14 protein-coding genes are annotated in these 14,438 nt (G+C 67.5%); 4 read left to right on the top strand and 10 right to left on the bottom strand.

Features of this window, described 5'->3' with window-relative positions:
• Position 1 precedes the first annotated feature (1 nt).
• Complete coding sequence (locus G3T37_RS10730; protein WP_163473894.1) at positions 2-640, bottom strand: helix-turn-helix domain-containing protein; 639 nt, start codon at positions 638-640, stop codon at positions 2-4.
• Positions 641-853: 213 nt separating this feature from the next.
• Between G3T37_RS10730 and G3T37_RS10725 the strand changes: the two genes are divergently transcribed.
• Together G3T37_RS10725 and G3T37_RS10720 are read left to right on the top strand one after the other, a co-directional pair.
• Positions 854-1,387 (top strand): VOC family protein, encoded by a 534-nt coding sequence (locus G3T37_RS10725; RefSeq protein WP_163473893.1) that lies wholly within the window; start codon positions 854-856, stop codon positions 1,385-1,387.
• Positions 1,388-1,418: 31 nt separating this feature from the next.
• Positions 1,419-2,495 (top strand): SDR family oxidoreductase, encoded by a 1,077-nt coding sequence (locus tag G3T37_RS10720; protein WP_338401241.1) that lies wholly within the window; start codon positions 1,419-1,421, stop codon positions 2,493-2,495.
• Positions 2,496-2,540: 45 nt separating this feature from the next.
• On the opposite strand, the gene G3T37_RS10715 is transcribed toward G3T37_RS10720, so the two are convergent.
• From G3T37_RS10715 to G3T37_RS10705, 3 genes are all read right to left on the bottom strand, one after another.
• Positions 2,541-3,194 (bottom strand): Fic/DOC family protein, encoded by a 654-nt coding sequence (locus G3T37_RS10715; RefSeq protein WP_206673818.1) that lies wholly within the window; start codon positions 3,192-3,194, stop codon positions 2,541-2,543.
• Entirely contained in the window at positions 3,187-3,387 is a 201-nt protein-coding gene (locus G3T37_RS10710) for an antitoxin VbhA family protein (RefSeq protein ID WP_163473891.1), read from the bottom strand. Before G3T37_RS10710 ends, G3T37_RS10715 begins: the two co-directional genes overlap by 8 nt.
• Positions 3,388-3,508: 121 nt before the next feature.
• Positions 3,509-4,102 carry a hypothetical protein gene (locus G3T37_RS10705; protein WP_163473890.1) on the bottom strand — a complete coding sequence of 198 codons (594 nt, stop codon included), beginning with the start codon at positions 4,100-4,102 and terminating at the stop codon, positions 3,509-3,511.
• Between the two features lie 234 nt (positions 4,103-4,336).
• On the opposite strand from G3T37_RS10705, the gene G3T37_RS15400 reads away from it, so the two are divergent.
• Both G3T37_RS15400 and G3T37_RS10695 read left to right on the top strand, forming a co-directional pair.
• Complete coding sequence (locus G3T37_RS15400; protein WP_422110981.1) at positions 4,337-4,939, top strand: RNA polymerase sigma factor; 603 nt, start codon at positions 4,337-4,339, stop codon at positions 4,937-4,939.
• Between the two features lie 386 nt (positions 4,940-5,325).
• Positions 5,326-6,129 carry a hypothetical protein gene (locus G3T37_RS10695; RefSeq protein WP_163473888.1) on the top strand — a complete coding sequence of 268 codons (804 nt, stop codon included), beginning with the start codon at positions 5,326-5,328 and terminating at the stop codon, positions 6,127-6,129.
• Positions 6,130-6,424: 295 nt separating this feature from the next.
• On the opposite strand, the gene G3T37_RS10690 is transcribed toward G3T37_RS10695, so the two are convergent.
• From G3T37_RS10690 to G3T37_RS10665, 6 genes are all read right to left on the bottom strand, one after another.
• Entirely contained in the window at positions 6,425-7,405 is a 981-nt protein-coding gene (locus G3T37_RS10690) for a zinc-dependent alcohol dehydrogenase (RefSeq protein WP_163473887.1), read from the bottom strand.
• Positions 7,406-7,419: 14 nt separating this feature from the next.
• Positions 7,420-8,478 carry a 2,3-butanediol dehydrogenase gene (locus G3T37_RS10685; protein WP_163473886.1) on the bottom strand — a complete coding sequence of 353 codons (1,059 nt, stop codon included), beginning with the start codon at positions 8,476-8,478 and terminating at the stop codon, positions 7,420-7,422.
• Positions 8,475-9,542 (bottom strand): zinc-dependent alcohol dehydrogenase, encoded by a 1,068-nt coding sequence (locus tag G3T37_RS10680; protein ID WP_163473885.1) that lies wholly within the window; start codon positions 9,540-9,542, stop codon positions 8,475-8,477. The genes G3T37_RS10685 and G3T37_RS10680 overlap by 4 nt, the downstream gene beginning before the upstream one ends.
• A gap of 28 nt (positions 9,543-9,570) precedes the next feature.
• Complete coding sequence (locus G3T37_RS10675) at positions 9,571-10,950, bottom strand: M24 family metallopeptidase (protein WP_163473884.1); 1,380 nt, start codon at positions 10,948-10,950, stop codon at positions 9,571-9,573.
• A 42-nt stretch (positions 10,951-10,992) separates the two neighbouring features.
• Positions 10,993-11,772, bottom strand: a complete 780-nt coding sequence (locus G3T37_RS10670; protein ID WP_163473883.1) for an SDR family NAD(P)-dependent oxidoreductase — start codon at positions 11,770-11,772, stop codon at positions 10,993-10,995.
• Between the two features lie 100 nt (positions 11,773-11,872).
• Positions 11,873-14,401 (bottom strand): ATP-binding cassette domain-containing protein, encoded by a 2,529-nt coding sequence (locus tag G3T37_RS10665; RefSeq protein WP_206673817.1) that lies wholly within the window; start codon positions 14,399-14,401, stop codon positions 11,873-11,875.
• Positions 14,402-14,438: the final 37 nt, after the last annotated feature.

Raw genomic sequence — 14,438 nt, 5'->3', positions numbered from 1 at the left:
CTCAGTGGGTGCGACCGTGCACGAACCAGAGGCCCTCGAAGCGGCCCGGACCCGGGTTGCGCAGCACGTGCGGAATCGAGGAGTCGAAGCCGAGCGACTCCCCCGCGTGCAGCAGGAAGACCTCCTCGCCGATCGTCACCTCCAGCTCACCCTCGATCACGTAGCCGTACTCGTACCCGTCGTGCGTGGCGAGGTCGTCGCCCCCGGTCGAGGTCGCCCCCGGCGCGTAGGCGATCTTCATGAAGTTGACGGCGTGCTCGGGCGTCGCGGCGAGGCGTTCCCACACCACCCCCTCGGCCATCGTGAGGTGCGGGCGGTGCGAGGGGTGCACGACCGAGACGCGGTTGGAGTACTCGGAGGGCTGCCAGGCGTTGGTCGGGTTCATCCGGCCGCTGCCGTGCCACTCGTCCTGCGGCACCTCCTCCGCGGCCGCCTCCGGTCCCCGGGGGTCGAAGAGCTCGTCCACCGAGACGCCGAGCAGCCGCGAGAAGGTGTACAGCGTCGAGACGGAGGGCTGCGACTTGCCGTTCTCGATCTGCGAGATGAACGACGGCGACACCTCCGCCTGGCGGGCGAGTTCGCGCAGCGTGAGTCCCGCATTCACTCGAATGGCCTTCAGCCGTTCGCCCAGACTGTCCATGAGAACCTTCGCGTACCACTAGAGAGCATGCGGTGGCACCACGTAAGCCACACTGCACAGTTCGGGCCCCGACGGACCAGAATTGGCTTCAATATACACAAGGGATGCCCGAGCATCCCCACTCGACCGCGAAAACTGTTCGTCCACGCTCCCCGTAGCGTTAACTCCCACAGAACAGTAGAGTCATGGCAGTACATACAAAGGAGTGTGCCCATGTCGATCACCAGTGTTCATCACACCGGCATCATCGTGACGGACCTCGACCGGTCCATCTACTTCTACCACGACGTTCTCGGCCTCCGATTCCAGAGCGAACCGAGCCCGTGGTTCTCCGGCGACGACCTCGCCCGCGGCGTCGGCGTGCCCGGCGCCTCCCTCCGCCAGGTCTGCCTCATGGCGGGCGACGCGGTGGTCGAGCTGGTCGAATACGGCAACCGCCCCGAGGGCAACGACACCCCCATCCAGCAGAACTACCTCGGTGCCATGCACGTCGCGCTCCGCGTCGACGACATCGTCGCCACCAAGGCGGAGCTCGAGGCGAAGGGCATCGAGTTCCTCTCCGACGTCAACGTCGTCGACGACGGGGTGCTCGCCGGGTGGCGCTGGGTCTACTTCCACGACCCCGACGGCATCACCCTCGAACTCGTCGAGGTCGCCTACGTCAACCAGGATGACCGCGAGCGCGGCATCGCGGCCTACCTCGCCGGGCGGCCCTCGCTCGAATCCCTGACGACCCCCGCATCCTGAACTCACGCCCCACAACGCGAAGGAACACACCGTGACTGCACTGCACACCCCTGGACGCGCTCTTGTCGTGGGCGTGACCGGAATCATCGGTCAGACCCTGAGTCGCCAACTCGTCGAGCTCGGCTGGGAGGTGTACGGCCTGTCGCGCAGCGGCACGAACGCCCCCGGCGTGACCTCGCTGCGCGCCGACCTCTCCGACCCCGCCTCGCTCAGGGCGGCACTCGCGGGAACCCGCCCCGAGCTGGTCGCGATCACCGCGTGGACCCGCATGGCCACCGAGGCCGAGAACATCGCGGTCAACGGCGGCGCGGTGCGCAACCTGCTCGCGGCCCTCGAGGACGAGAAGTCGCTCAAGCACGTCGCGCTTATGACCGGGCTCAAGCACTATCTGGGCCCGTTCGAGGCCTACGCGACCGGCGTCATGGCCGACACCCCGTTCCGCGAGGAGGAGCCGCGGCTCAGCTCGCCGAACTTCTACTACGCGCAGGAGGACGAGCTGTTCGACTCCGCCGCGCGCAACGGCTTCACGTGGAGCGTGCACCGCTCGCACACCGTCTTCGGGTTCGCCACCGGCAACGCGATGAACATGGTGCTGACCATCTCCGCCTACGCGACGATCTGCAAGGAGCGCGGCCTGCCCTTCGTCTTCCCGGGCTCTGAGGCGCAGTGGAACAGCGTCACCGACGTCACCGACGCCGACCTCCTCGCCGAGCAGATCATCTGGGCCGGCACGCACGAGGCCGGCCAGGACGAGGCCTTCAACATCGCGAACGGCGACGTCTTCCGCTGGCGCTGGCTGTGGCCGCAGATCGCCGCCTACTTCGGCCTCGAGTGGGAGGGCTTCGAGGGCGAGCCCCGAACCCTTGTCGAGGGGATGACCGGCGCCCGCGAGATCTGGGCCGAGATCGCCGAGCGCCACAACCTCGTCGAGCCCGACATCGACCGGGTCGCCTCGTGGTGGCACACCGACGGAGACCTGGGTCGCAACATCGAGGTGCTCACCGACATGAACAAGAGCCGCAAGGCGGGCTTCCTCGGGTTCCGCGACACACGCGACAGCTTCTTCCACTACGTGGAGGAGTACCGCAAGGCGCGCATCCTGCCGTAGGGCGGGGCGGGGCACCGTGCCCCGCCCCGCATCCGCACTGTCGCCCTACCCTTCGGTGCGCTGCGCGAAAAGACCCAGCGCTGACGTCGGATCAGCCGCGGCTTCGGGCAGAACGACGATCCGATCGAACATTGCCCGAAGCGGGCCGAGATCGCGGCTCTCTGCCGCGATCCGGCATGCGGCATCGTTGAGGTCACCGTCGACGGTTCGCCAGTCGAGCTGCCAGCCGGCATCCGCGGCCACGCGATTCCAGAAGAGCCGCTGCGTGCGGCCGTTTCCCTCGCGGAACGGGTGCAGGAAATTCCATTGGTCATAGTGGTGACTCAGCCGGGCAATGAAGCGGTCACGGTCGATCGCGCGAAGCATGGCGTCGTCACGCAGCTCTTCGGCCGCGAACATTGCACCCCGGTCGATCGCCGCGGCGGACAGGAAGTGCTCAGCGCCGGGGATGTTCTTCCGAAGGTCGACAATCCGGACTTCTCCCGCCCATGGGTAGACGTCCTGGAACAGCTGGCGATGGATCGCGCGGAACTCATCGAGATCCCCGGTCGCTGGGACAGGGCGCTCCAGCAACTCCACCGCACGGATGTAGGTCAAGTCACCCTCAGCCCGGTCGAGGGCACGTTTCGTGCGCGCACCGACGAGGTTGCGCAATAACCCTGTGTCAGGGTCGAGATAAGGGTCGACGACCTCAGCCAAGACCGTAGCGTGCCCGGCCGCGCGCCACGAACTCGTCGATGTCGATGCGGCCTGCGGCGTATTCATCGCCGTCACTGCGAGTCGCCGGCGTGACGTGCAGGCCCTCCATCTCGCCGCTGTGCTCAGCCTGCTCAAGGGCAGCGCGTCGGGCACGCTCAGCGGAGGCCAACGTGGTGTGAATCACATTCGACATGGTCGCTCCCCCCATCAATCGGCTGCCTGACAGTCTACCGGTGACCGCGGATGACGATACGAGGTCTACCGCGACCCGTCTCGGTCGCGTCCGACAGCAAGCTGCTCGCGGAGCGCATCAACTAAGACGCGGCGAGCGCCTTGCGCGCGACCGGGAGCCGACGCTCGAGTTCGGCGCGCCCGACGGCGTGCGGAACGGCGAAGGTCGAGTTCATGAGGCAGAAGTCCAGGGGGATTCTGCGCCCCCGCACGGAGAACACGACCTCCAGCGAGGAGAGGACCCACTTGCCCTGGGGAGCTTTGGCAATATCGACGCTCGTGATCGCCGTCGAGGGAAAGGCGAGAACCTCCTTCAGCGGAAAACCCGCGAAGAGCCTCAACGACTCGTCATCCAGCACCATCGACACCATCCGGCGGGACCCGAGGGGCGAGATGTCGGTTCCGAGGGCCTGCGTGAGCTCGCGAATCTGGTCATACAGCTGCGGATACAGAGCGAGGTTGGAGACGAACGCGCGGGGATACCGGCCGCGCAGGGTCCGCAACCGAGCGATCCCGATGCCCGCAATTGACCCGACGACCAGCACCACGCCGACGACGCCGAACACGGCGCCTCCGGCGTTGAACTGCCCCGATCGGACCAGATTCACCGTGAAAAGCGCCACGACAACGCAGAGCGTGCCGGCACCGATCCACCCCGTCACCTTCATCGACGACACCACATCCTTCCGCTCACACCACCGGGAACGTCCGCCGGGGCCCGGCGCGCTCGTGCCCCGCGTGGCTCACGATGGGCCACACACCGCCGCCTCACGAGATCACCGGGCCACACCGACGCGCGCCTGAATCTGCCGGATGACCGCGTCGACGCCGTTGAGCCCGGGTATTGCCTGTCCACATCCGAGTTCGAGCAGCTCTCGCTTTTGACTACACTACCTCGGACGGAGGCATGCATGCGTGATCTAGATTCAGACGCTTCTCTCTGGAGGCAAACAATGGCTGGAACCCAACACGCGTTCGCGGTGCTCTTCTACCGCCATCGCGGCCGGGTATTCAATTCCGCCTATCGACGGCTTTCCGACGCGAGCAGAGCGGAGGAAGCGGTGGCTATCGTGTTTCTAGAGTGTTGGCGTGCGCGGAGACGGGCGCGGATCGTCGACGGTTCACTCTTACCCTGGCTTCTAGCGATCACTACACACGTGACCGCAAATCTGTCTCGGTCGCACCGCCGATACTCGCGTCTGCTGACCCTGCTACCCCCTGCCGAAGCGACGACCGACATCGCTTTGGACATCGATGAGCAACTAGATGGTCGAAAGTATCGCGAAGCGATTGGGCGAGCAATCGCTTGTCTGCCCCGCGGTGACCGTGAAGTCGTGGAACTTTGCTTGATAGAAGAGCTCGCGATGACGGAAGCTGCGCGTGTACTCGATGTCCCGGTGGGCACCGTGAAATCGCGCTTACATCGAGCTCGCAAGCAGTTGCGAACACAGTTGGCAACGGCAGGCATCGGCGGCGCCTCGCCCGGTTGCAGCCATCCTTCAGACGCGCAATGACTGCAACATATCGGCAGCCAACAGTCTTGAATGCTCGCAGGGACAATCCTTTAGCACGGTGATCGACCGGGTGGGCGGCGGCCCCGAGCAGAATCTGACGCACCGCGAGACAGGGTTGCGTGGGCCGTGAGTGTTGATTTCGGTCGGCTCCATCGGCCAAGCGTCCTGCTAGCCGGTTCGCGGCGGAACCGCTTCGCCTCCAAATCGCGGCGGCGTCGCCCAATACCTCTGATGCTGAGTAGATCGATGAGGATGAGCTCGTCACCCGCGACATCAGATTGCCCGCGCCACAGAATGGCCGCGTGAGCACGCGGATCATCTCAGGTCGACCGCGTGAACCCTCTGCGCGCGGTCGGACATATACCTTCGTCGGGCCCACCCGGGTCGTGCATCTACTCGAAGGGACATCCACCTTGAAATCCAATCGCTGGCTGATTGGCGTCGCGCCGATCATTGCCATGACGCTTGCGGCGACCGCCGTACCGGTCACCGCTGCTGCAGAAGATGTCCGTAGCCACCTCAGCAGCTCCGAACAGTCCGCTCTCAGCAGCCTTCGCGCCGCGCTCGCCGAAGCAGGGGCCGCCGGGTCTAAAGTCGCGGCCACGAACCTGATCGCCTTCGATAGCCTGACAAGCGCTCAGTCGCTAGGCCTGGCGCGGTACCTGACTGGAAAGTCGGGTATCACCGCCGCGGGACCCTCGCCGGCTGCTACAACTCGTGTTGTGGGCGGCATCACGGTGTCAACCGATGGCGACGCCCGTTGGGTCTCTGAATCACGGGTGGCTGTGCCGAAGGACTTGCACCGCGCAGAAGCGGCAAAAGCGCGAGCTACCTTCGCGCCCGCTGCCGTCACTTATGGCGTCCACTCATATACGAACGAGTCCTTCGCGATCGCGGGCATCACGTTATCAACAACCCGCGTCTGGGCGGACTATGTGACCGGGTCCGGGGTGGTTCAGCGCATCCGAGACTACGGCTGCCAACTCATTTTCAACTTTGAACCCAGCGCCGAGATTACGACCACGAAGCAGAGTCAGTCGCTGTCCGGAGGCAAAGCTACCTTCAAGTGCTTGGTCACGGTGAAACGTGGCATTCCCACCCCGTGGGGCCAAATCACAACTTCGACGCGGCAGGGCTACCAGTACATGTCGGTGAATGGACGGGGTGTCTATTCGCATGGCTGGCAGTAAACTCATCACCTTGATAGACGAAGGACGACCGTCATGAATCCTCTTGTGCCCACTTTCATGGACTTCATCTCTCTCATCGCCGGAACAGCGATGACGGCCGGGGCACTTGCGGTGCCGATCCTGCTCGCGGTCTTGTGGTGGCGTCAACGCAAAGCGCGGATGACTTCACGCCCTGAGTCATAGAAGCCCTTGTGATCGGGTGACAACTGGCGGGGACCTGCCGGACACGACCACAGAAAGGGGCGCTGTTCCGCAAGGGAGCGGCGCCCCTTTCGCGCTCTTGCACCCACCGCCCCTACGCCGGCAGCGTCGCGTCGAACTCGATGTGCGCCTTGATCGTCGTCTCCGGGTGGTGCGCCGCGTCGAGGGCGTCGAGCGCCTCATCGACCGTGAAGTGCTGGGTGACGAGCGGGGTCAGATCGAGCTTGCTGTTCGCGAGGAAGCGCAGCGTCTGCGGCCACACTCCCGGAGAGCCGATCGAGCCGGTGATCCGCAGCTCCTTCGACTGGATGAGCCCCAGTTTCGCGGAGGCCTCGCGTCCCACGTCGATGCCGATGTAAGCGACCCGCCCCTGGAAGGCGACCAGCTCGAGCGCTTGCGCCATGACGGCGGGGCGTCCGCTCGCCTCCACCACGAGGTCGGCCCCGCGGCCGCCCGTGATCGTCTCCAGCAGCGCGGCGATGTCGTCGGGATGCACGGCATGGGCAGCACCCAGCGAGAGCGCCGCCGCGCGGCGGTCCTCCGACGGCTCCACCACGACGGTGACCGCGCCCATGGTGGCCGAGGCGGCGGTCACGGCGAGGCCGACGGGACCGGCTCCCAAGACGACGACGGTGTCGCTCGCATCCACGCCGCCCGCGCGCACGATCGCGTAGTAGGCCACGCTGAACGGCTCGACGAGCGCGCCCATGGTGTAGCTGAGCTCATCGGGCAGGCGGTGCAGCCAGCTCGGCTTGGCGACGAAGAAGTCGGCGGCCGCTCCGCTGATGGAGAAGCCGAAGTGGTCGGCGCCGATGACGCACTCGCCGACGACCCGGTCGCCCGGCGCCCACTCGGTGACCCGGTCGCCGACCTTGACGACCTCGCCCGACCACTCATGGCCGGGGATGAGCGGGTAGTGGAAGGGGATGATGTAGCGCCCCTCCAGCAGGTCGATATCGGAGTGGCACACCCCGACGGCCCGCGCGGCGACGAGCACCTCATCCGGTCCGATCGCCGGGATCTCGAGCTCGGCGACGCGCGCGACGCCCTGTTCCGCGTACTGCAGTGCCTTCATGATGGGGTTCCCTCTCAGCGGGCGTTGACGAGCACTTTGACCTGGTCGCCGGTGGGGCTGAGCAGCGTCTCGAAGCCCTTCTCCACGACGTCGGCCATTTCGATCTGTGCGCTCACGACCTTCTCGACGGGGTAGCGTCCGCGCGAGATGAGGTCGATGATGCGCGGCCAGTCGGTCACCGGGTAGCACCAGGTGCCGGCGAGGGTGATGTCGTGCTCCGAGAGCACCATCGGCTCGATCGACGCGGCGCGGGTGTGCAGGCCGGTCTGCGAGATGCGACCGGCGGAGCGGACGGCCGCGACGGCGGTCTGCAGCGCGCGCTCGTTGCCCGAGCACTCGATGACGGCATCCGCCCCGATCCCGCCGGTGCGGTCCTTCAGCCACGCGGCCACGTCGACCTTCGACGGGTCGACGACCTCGCCCACGTCGAGGCTCTTCGCGAGGGCGGCCCGCGTGGGGTTCACCTCGGAGACGATGACGTTGGCGCCCAGCGAGTAGGCGTAGAGCGAGGCGAGGGCACCGATCGGCCCGGCGCCCGTGATGAGGACGGTGTCACCGGCGCGCACCTGGGCGGTGTCGACGCCGTAGGCGGCCACCGCGCCCGGCTCGACGAGAGCGCCCTGCAGGTCGCTGACCTCGTCCGGGAGAACACTGATGTGGCTGACCGGCACGACCGCGAGCTCGGCGATGCCGCCCCACTGGTAGCTGAGCCCGATGCACGCCATCGATTGGCACAGGTGGTTGAGTCCCCGGCGGCAGTAGTAGCAGCTGCCGCAGTAGAGCAGCGGCATGACGGAGACGCGCTGACCCACGGTCACCGAGGTGACGCCCTTGCCCACCTCGACGATCTCGGCCGAGAACTCGTGCCCGAGGATCTGCGGCAGCTGCGAGCCGTTCAGACGGTGCGGATGCGCGGGAATCACGATCGGGCCCATCGCGTACTCGTGCAGGTCGGTCCCGCAGATCCCGCACCAGTAGGGGCGGAGGAGCACCTCGCCCTCGCCGGGGCCGGCCGGGGCTGCGACATCCTCGATGCGGATGTCGTGGTCGCCGTGGAAGACGGCTGCTCTCATGATGCGGTTCCTCTCAATTGCGGGTCGAACAGGACTTTTCCTTCGAGCTTCCCGGTGGCGAGCCGTTCGAGCTGCTCGGCGATATCGTCGAGGGGGTGCACGCTGTCGAGCAGCTCCGCACCCAGGTTGGTGGTGGCCAGGATCTCGAGGGCCGGCGCGAGGTCCTGTCCGCAGACGTGCGCGAGCGTGGTCTGCACGGTGATCTCGCGCAGCACGAGCGGCGCGATGTCGACCTCCTGCGGGCGGGCCGGCAGGCCGACCTGGAGCACCGTTCCCCCGTTGCGCGCGAGGCTGACCGCGTTGTTCAGCTGCCCGGGTGCGCCGCTCGCCTCCACGACGATGTCGGCCCCGCCGCTGCCGATGGCGGCCAGGATGCTCGCGCGCGCGTCATCCCCCGCGGGCACGATCCTGCTCGCCCCCAGGCGCAGCGCGCGGTTGAGCCGGTCGCCGGGGAAGTCCACCACGGTGACGTCGACATCCGCGAGGTATTTGAGCCCGGTGAGCACGAAGGATCCGATCGCGCCGGCGCCGATGAGAACGACCGTGTCGCCGTCCTTCACCCCGGTGCGGCGTGCCGCGTGCAGCCCGACCGCGAGCGGCTGCGAGAGCCCCGCGTAGTCGACCGAGAGCCCCGCGGGGATCGGCACCAGCACCGACTCGGGCACCGAGACCAGCTCGGCCATGCCGCCGGGCACGTTGAGGCCGAGCGTGTAGTAGCTCAGGCACAGGTTGGTGCGCCCCTCGAGGCAGCGCACGCAGTGCCCGCACGAGACGCCTGCGCCGCTCGCGACGAGGTCCCCGGCGGTCAGGTGCCCCGCGGGATCCGCCTCGACCACCTCGCCGACGAACTCGTGCCCGAACACCATCGGTCCGTGGTGGCCGGTGACGGGATGCGGGGTCTCGCCCACCGGGAACAGGTGCGGGCCTGCGCGCCACTCGGTGGCATCCGTCCCGCACATCCCGCTGCGCAGCACGCGCAGCAGCACCTCGCCCGCGCGCCGAACCGGCGACTCGACCTCTTCGACCCGCACGTCGTGCGCGCCGTAGTACACGGCTGCCCTCATCGCAGTACTTCCTTCGACTCCGCCGACGCTACTCTTCGCCACGGCCGGCGGCCGTGTTGAGGTGCGACTGGGATGACCGCAGCACCGGCAGCGGACCGGCGACGTTGTAGTACCGCTGTCCGGCGATCAGCAGGTCCTCCGCGGGGAACTTCGTGATCACCTCGCACCCGGTCGCCGTGACGACGACCTCCTCCTCGATGCGCGCGGCCCCGATGCCGTCCTTCGACGGCCAGTAGGTCTCGAGGGCGAAGACCATGCCCTCCTTGAGCTCTTCCGGGTGGTCGAGCGAGACGAGCCGCGAGAAGATCGGCTTCTCCCAGATGGAGAGCCCGACGCCGTGGCCGTACTGCAGAGCGAAGGCGGCCTCCTCGTCGGGGAATCCGAACTCCTGCGCGGTCGGCCACACGCTCACGATGTCGGCGGTCGTCGCACCGGGGCGCACGAGGGCGATCGCACGGTCCATGTACTCGCGCGCGCGCCGGTAGGCGTCGTTCTGCGCGGTGCTCGCCGACCCGACCGCGAAGGTGCGGTAGTAGCAGGTGCGGTAGCCGTTGTACGAGTGCAGGATGTCGAAGAACGCGGGGTCGCCGGGGCGGATGAGCCGGTCGGAGTAGACGTGCGGGTGCGGCGAGCAGCGCTCGCCCGAGATCGCGTTGACGCCCTCGACATACTCCGATCCCAGGTCGTACAGGGTCTTGGCGACGAGGCCGACCGTCTCGTTCTCGCGAACGCCGGGGCGGAGGAACTCGTACAGCTTGTCGTAGGCGGAGTCGACCATCGACGCCGCCTGGGTGAGGAGCGCGATCTCGTCGCCGGTCTTGATGGAGCGCGCCTGCAGGAACACCTGCTGGCCGTCCACCACCGTGACGCCCGCCTGCTGCAGAGCGAACAGGACGGGGAGCTCGATCACGTCGACGCCGAGCGGCTCGCCCAGAAGGCCGAACTTCTCCAGCTCGCGCTTGATCTTGCGCGCGACCTCCTCGGCGATGCCCGCGTCGGGGTTGAACGCCCCGCGCAGTGTCGAGATGCCCGCGCGGGCCCCCGACTCCAGCCGCGGACGCACGGCACCGTGGTGCGGGGCGTGCGGGTCGGCGTCCATCTCGGCGGTCGTGGTGCTCAGCCACGGGTTGTACAGCTGGTGGTGCTTCGCGGCCGAACCGAAGTCCCACACGATGGGGTCGGAGTTGCGGGTCAGCAGCGCGAACCTGATGAGCTTGTCCATCGCCCAGGTGCCGATGTGGGTGCCCGACATGTAGCGGATGTTCGAGAAGTCGAAGGCGAGCACCGCACCCAGATCCGACTCCACGAGCTGAGCCTTCAGGCGGGCGAGTCGCTCCTCGCGCAGCCGGTCGAACTGGATCCGGTCTTCCCAGTCGACCGCGTTGGTGCCGTAGGTGGCTGTTGTCATGATGGTGCACCCTTCAGTGAGGACAGGCGGAGCCTGGGTCGATCAGACAAGGATCATTCCGCCTTCGATGGGGATGACCTGGCCGGTGATGTAGTCGGAGTCGGCGGCCGCGAGGAAGATCGCGGTCGGGACGATGTCCTCGGGCTGCGCGGGGCGTCCGAGGAGGATGTCGGCCGCCATCGAGTCGAAACCGGCGTCGGCCGCGCCCATGGCGGCGAGGTCGGCGTCGAGCTTCGTCCACAGCGGCGTCGCGACGACCCCGGGCGCGAAGGCGTTGACGGTGATCCCCTCGGCGGCGAAGGAGCGCGCCGCCGACTGGGTGAGCGAGATGACAGCGGCCTTCGCGGCGCTGTACGGGGCGAAGTCGGGGAAGCCGGTCCTGCCCGCGATGGACGCCGTGTTGATGACCTTGCCGCCGCCGCCCTGAGCCCGGAACTGCTTCACGGCCTCCTGGGTGCCGATCAGCACGCCGAGCGCGTTGACCTTCATGACGAGTTCGAAGTTGGACTCGGTGATGTCGATGTACTTCATGGGGGCGTTCATGCCGGCGTTGTTGAAGTAGGCGTCGAGGCGTCCGAAGCGCTCGACCGCGGCGTACACACCCGCGGCGACCTGGACCCGGTCGGTGACGTCGACCCTGACGGCGATGGCCTGTCCACCGTTCGCCTCGATCTCCGCAGCGATACCCGCGCCCGCGTCGAGGTTGAGATCGGCGATGACGACGTTCGCACCCTCGGCCGCGAATCCGCGCGCGAGTCCCGCGCCGATCCCCGACGCGGCACCCGTGACGATGATCGTCCGGCCGGCGAGTCGTTCACCCATCAGATCTGCTCCTTTGCAGTGCACGGCCTTGGAGTGCTGTGCAGTAATACTCTACAGTTTGGCGGTCAATTTTCAAGCGTCGCTTAACAGCGGAGCCGGGCTAACCCAGTTCGCCCTCGATCTCGAGGGCACGCTTCCGACGGCGGAAGCGCCCGACCGTGTAGAGGATCGCCGCCGCGAGGATGAGGATGCCCTGGAAGAAGTACTGGAACACGGTCCCGAGGCCCAGGAACACCGTCGCGTTGAGCACCTGCTGCAGCAGCAGCGAGCCCAGCAGCGTGCCCACGAAGGTGCCCCGACCACCGAGCAGACTCGTGCCGCCGAGCACCACGGCCGTGATGCTCGTGAGCGTGTAGGCCGAACCCTGCGAGGGATCGCCGATCCCGTACTGGCCGGTCAGCATCACCGCTCCGAGCACCACGAACAGCGCGGTCGCCACGTAGCCCAGGATGACCGTGCGGTTGATCCCGATACCGATCCGCCGCGCCGACTCCTCGTTCGAGCCCACGGCCCGCAGCCGCCAGCCCCAGCGGCGCTTGCGCAGCGCGAACTCCATGCCCGCGGTGAGCAGCACGATCACGATGAAGAACAGCGGGATCGGACCGAAGGTCGTGTTGACGAAGCCCTGGAACCCTTGGCTGATGTAGCCGCCCTGCTCGGGCCGGAGCAGCAGCGCGAATCCGCCGAGCGCGATGTAGAGCGTCAGGGTCGCGGCGATCGGGGTGAACTTGCCGAAGCGGATCAGCGCGCCGTTCACGAGACCCACCACCGCCGCGACGACGATCATGAGCACAAGCCCGAGGATCACCATCCCGATCGGCTTTCCGTCATTGATGAAGAACGACGCGACCACCACGAGGAAGCCGGCGAGCGGGCCTACCGACAGGTCGATGCCGCCCGTCAGGAGCGCGATGTTCTGCCCCATGGCGATGAAGCCGAGGGCGGTGGCGGCGGTCAGCAGGTTGGTGACGTTGAAGGTGGAGAGGTAGGCCGGGTTCTGCGTGAGGATGTACGCGCCCAGGATCACGATGACGGCACCGACGAGCGCGGTCGGCGCGTAGTCGCCCTGAATGAAGCGACGGAATCGCGAGGCGCGCGGTGCGGTGGCCCGCCCCGAGACGACCGAGACGGCCTCGGTGGTGGCCGCGACGGCCGCGGAGACGATGCGCTCCTCGGTGATGTCGTCACCTCTGAGCGTCTCGACGATCTGACCGCGCGACATCACGATGACCTGGTCGCAGAGACCCTCGAGCTCCTTCGCGTCCGACGACGCGATGACGACCGGGATGCCGCGGCTCGACGCCTCGCGCAGGATCGCGTAGATCTCGGCGCGGGCACCCACGTCGACGCCCTGGGTCGGCTCGTCGGCGATGAGCAGGACGGGGTCGGAGAGCAGAGCGCGGGAGATGACCACCTTCTGCTGGTTGCCGCCCGAGAGCGACGAGACCGCCGCATCCATCGACGGAGCCTTCACCGAGAGCGACCGGAGCGACTCGCCGACGGTCTTCAGCTCGGTGCGCCGGCTCACGAAGAGGAACCGCTTGAACGATTTCAGCGCCGAGATCGCCGCGTTCTCCCGCACCGAGAGGCTCATCGCGAGCCCCTCGCCGTGACGGTCGGCGGGCATGTACGCCGCCCGGTGCAGCAGGTCGCGGGAGGTGAGGGCGTTGCCCTCGATCTCGACCGTTCCATTGAAGGTCTCGAGGCCGGCGAGTGCGCGCAGCAGCTCGCTCTGGCCGTTGCCCACGACGCCGGCGATTCCGATGATCTCGCCGCGCACGGCCTCGGCCGAGAAGTCGACGAAGCCGGGGCCGCCGAAGCCCGCGAGGCGGAAGTTGACCGCGTCATCCGGTGTCGACTCGCGCTTCGGCGGGAAGGTGGAGTCGAGCTGACGGCCGACGATCATCGCGAGCAGCTCGTGGTCGGTGATCTCGGCGACCTGTGCGGTGCCGCGCACGCGGCCGTCGCGCAGCACGGTGACCCGGTCGGCGAGTTCCCGAACCTCGGCCATGCGGTGGGTGATGTAGACGACGGAGGTGCCCGCGGCGACGACGTCGCGCACGCGGCGGAAGAGCAGGTCGACGGCGGCGCCGCCGAGCGGCGCGGTCGGCTCGTCGAGGATCAGCAGCGCGGGCCGCACGGCGAGCGCCTTCGCGATCTCCAGCAGGTGGCGCTGGGCGACGGTCAGGTTCTCGACGCGCTCGTTCAGGTGCACGTCGAGGTCGACTCCATCGAGCATGGCTCGCGCCGCAGCCGCGGCGCCCTGGTCACCGGCGAAGACGGAGGAGGGGAGGGCGACCTGCAGGTTCTCCAGCACGGTCATGTCGGGCAGCACGGCGGGGTGCTGGTGCACGATGGCGATGCCGAGTGAGGTCGCGAGGCCGGGTGTGAGGGCCGGGATGACCGTGCCCTGCACCGTGATCGTTCCCGCATCCGGCTTCGTGGTGCCGGTTGCGACGTTCATGAGGGTGGACTTGCCGGCACCGTTCTCGCCGAGGATGGCGTGCACCTCGCCGGGGAGGATCTCGACCGAGACGTCGGTGAGAGCCGCGACGCCCGAGTAGTTCTTCGAGATGTCGGACATCGCGAGCGTTGCGACGGTCGTCGGCGTCAGGACTTGGTTGTTCACGGGGTGCCTTTGCGGGTCGAGAGTGTGGTGGCCGGGT

Origin of the sequence: Galbitalea soli, assembly GCF_010686725.1 — a bacterium.
Lineage (GTDB): Bacteria > Actinomycetota > Actinomycetes > Actinomycetales > Microbacteriaceae > Galbitalea > Galbitalea soli.
The sequence above is the reverse complement of the archived record's forward strand: the minus strand, read 5'-3'. Positions and strand labels throughout refer to the sequence as shown.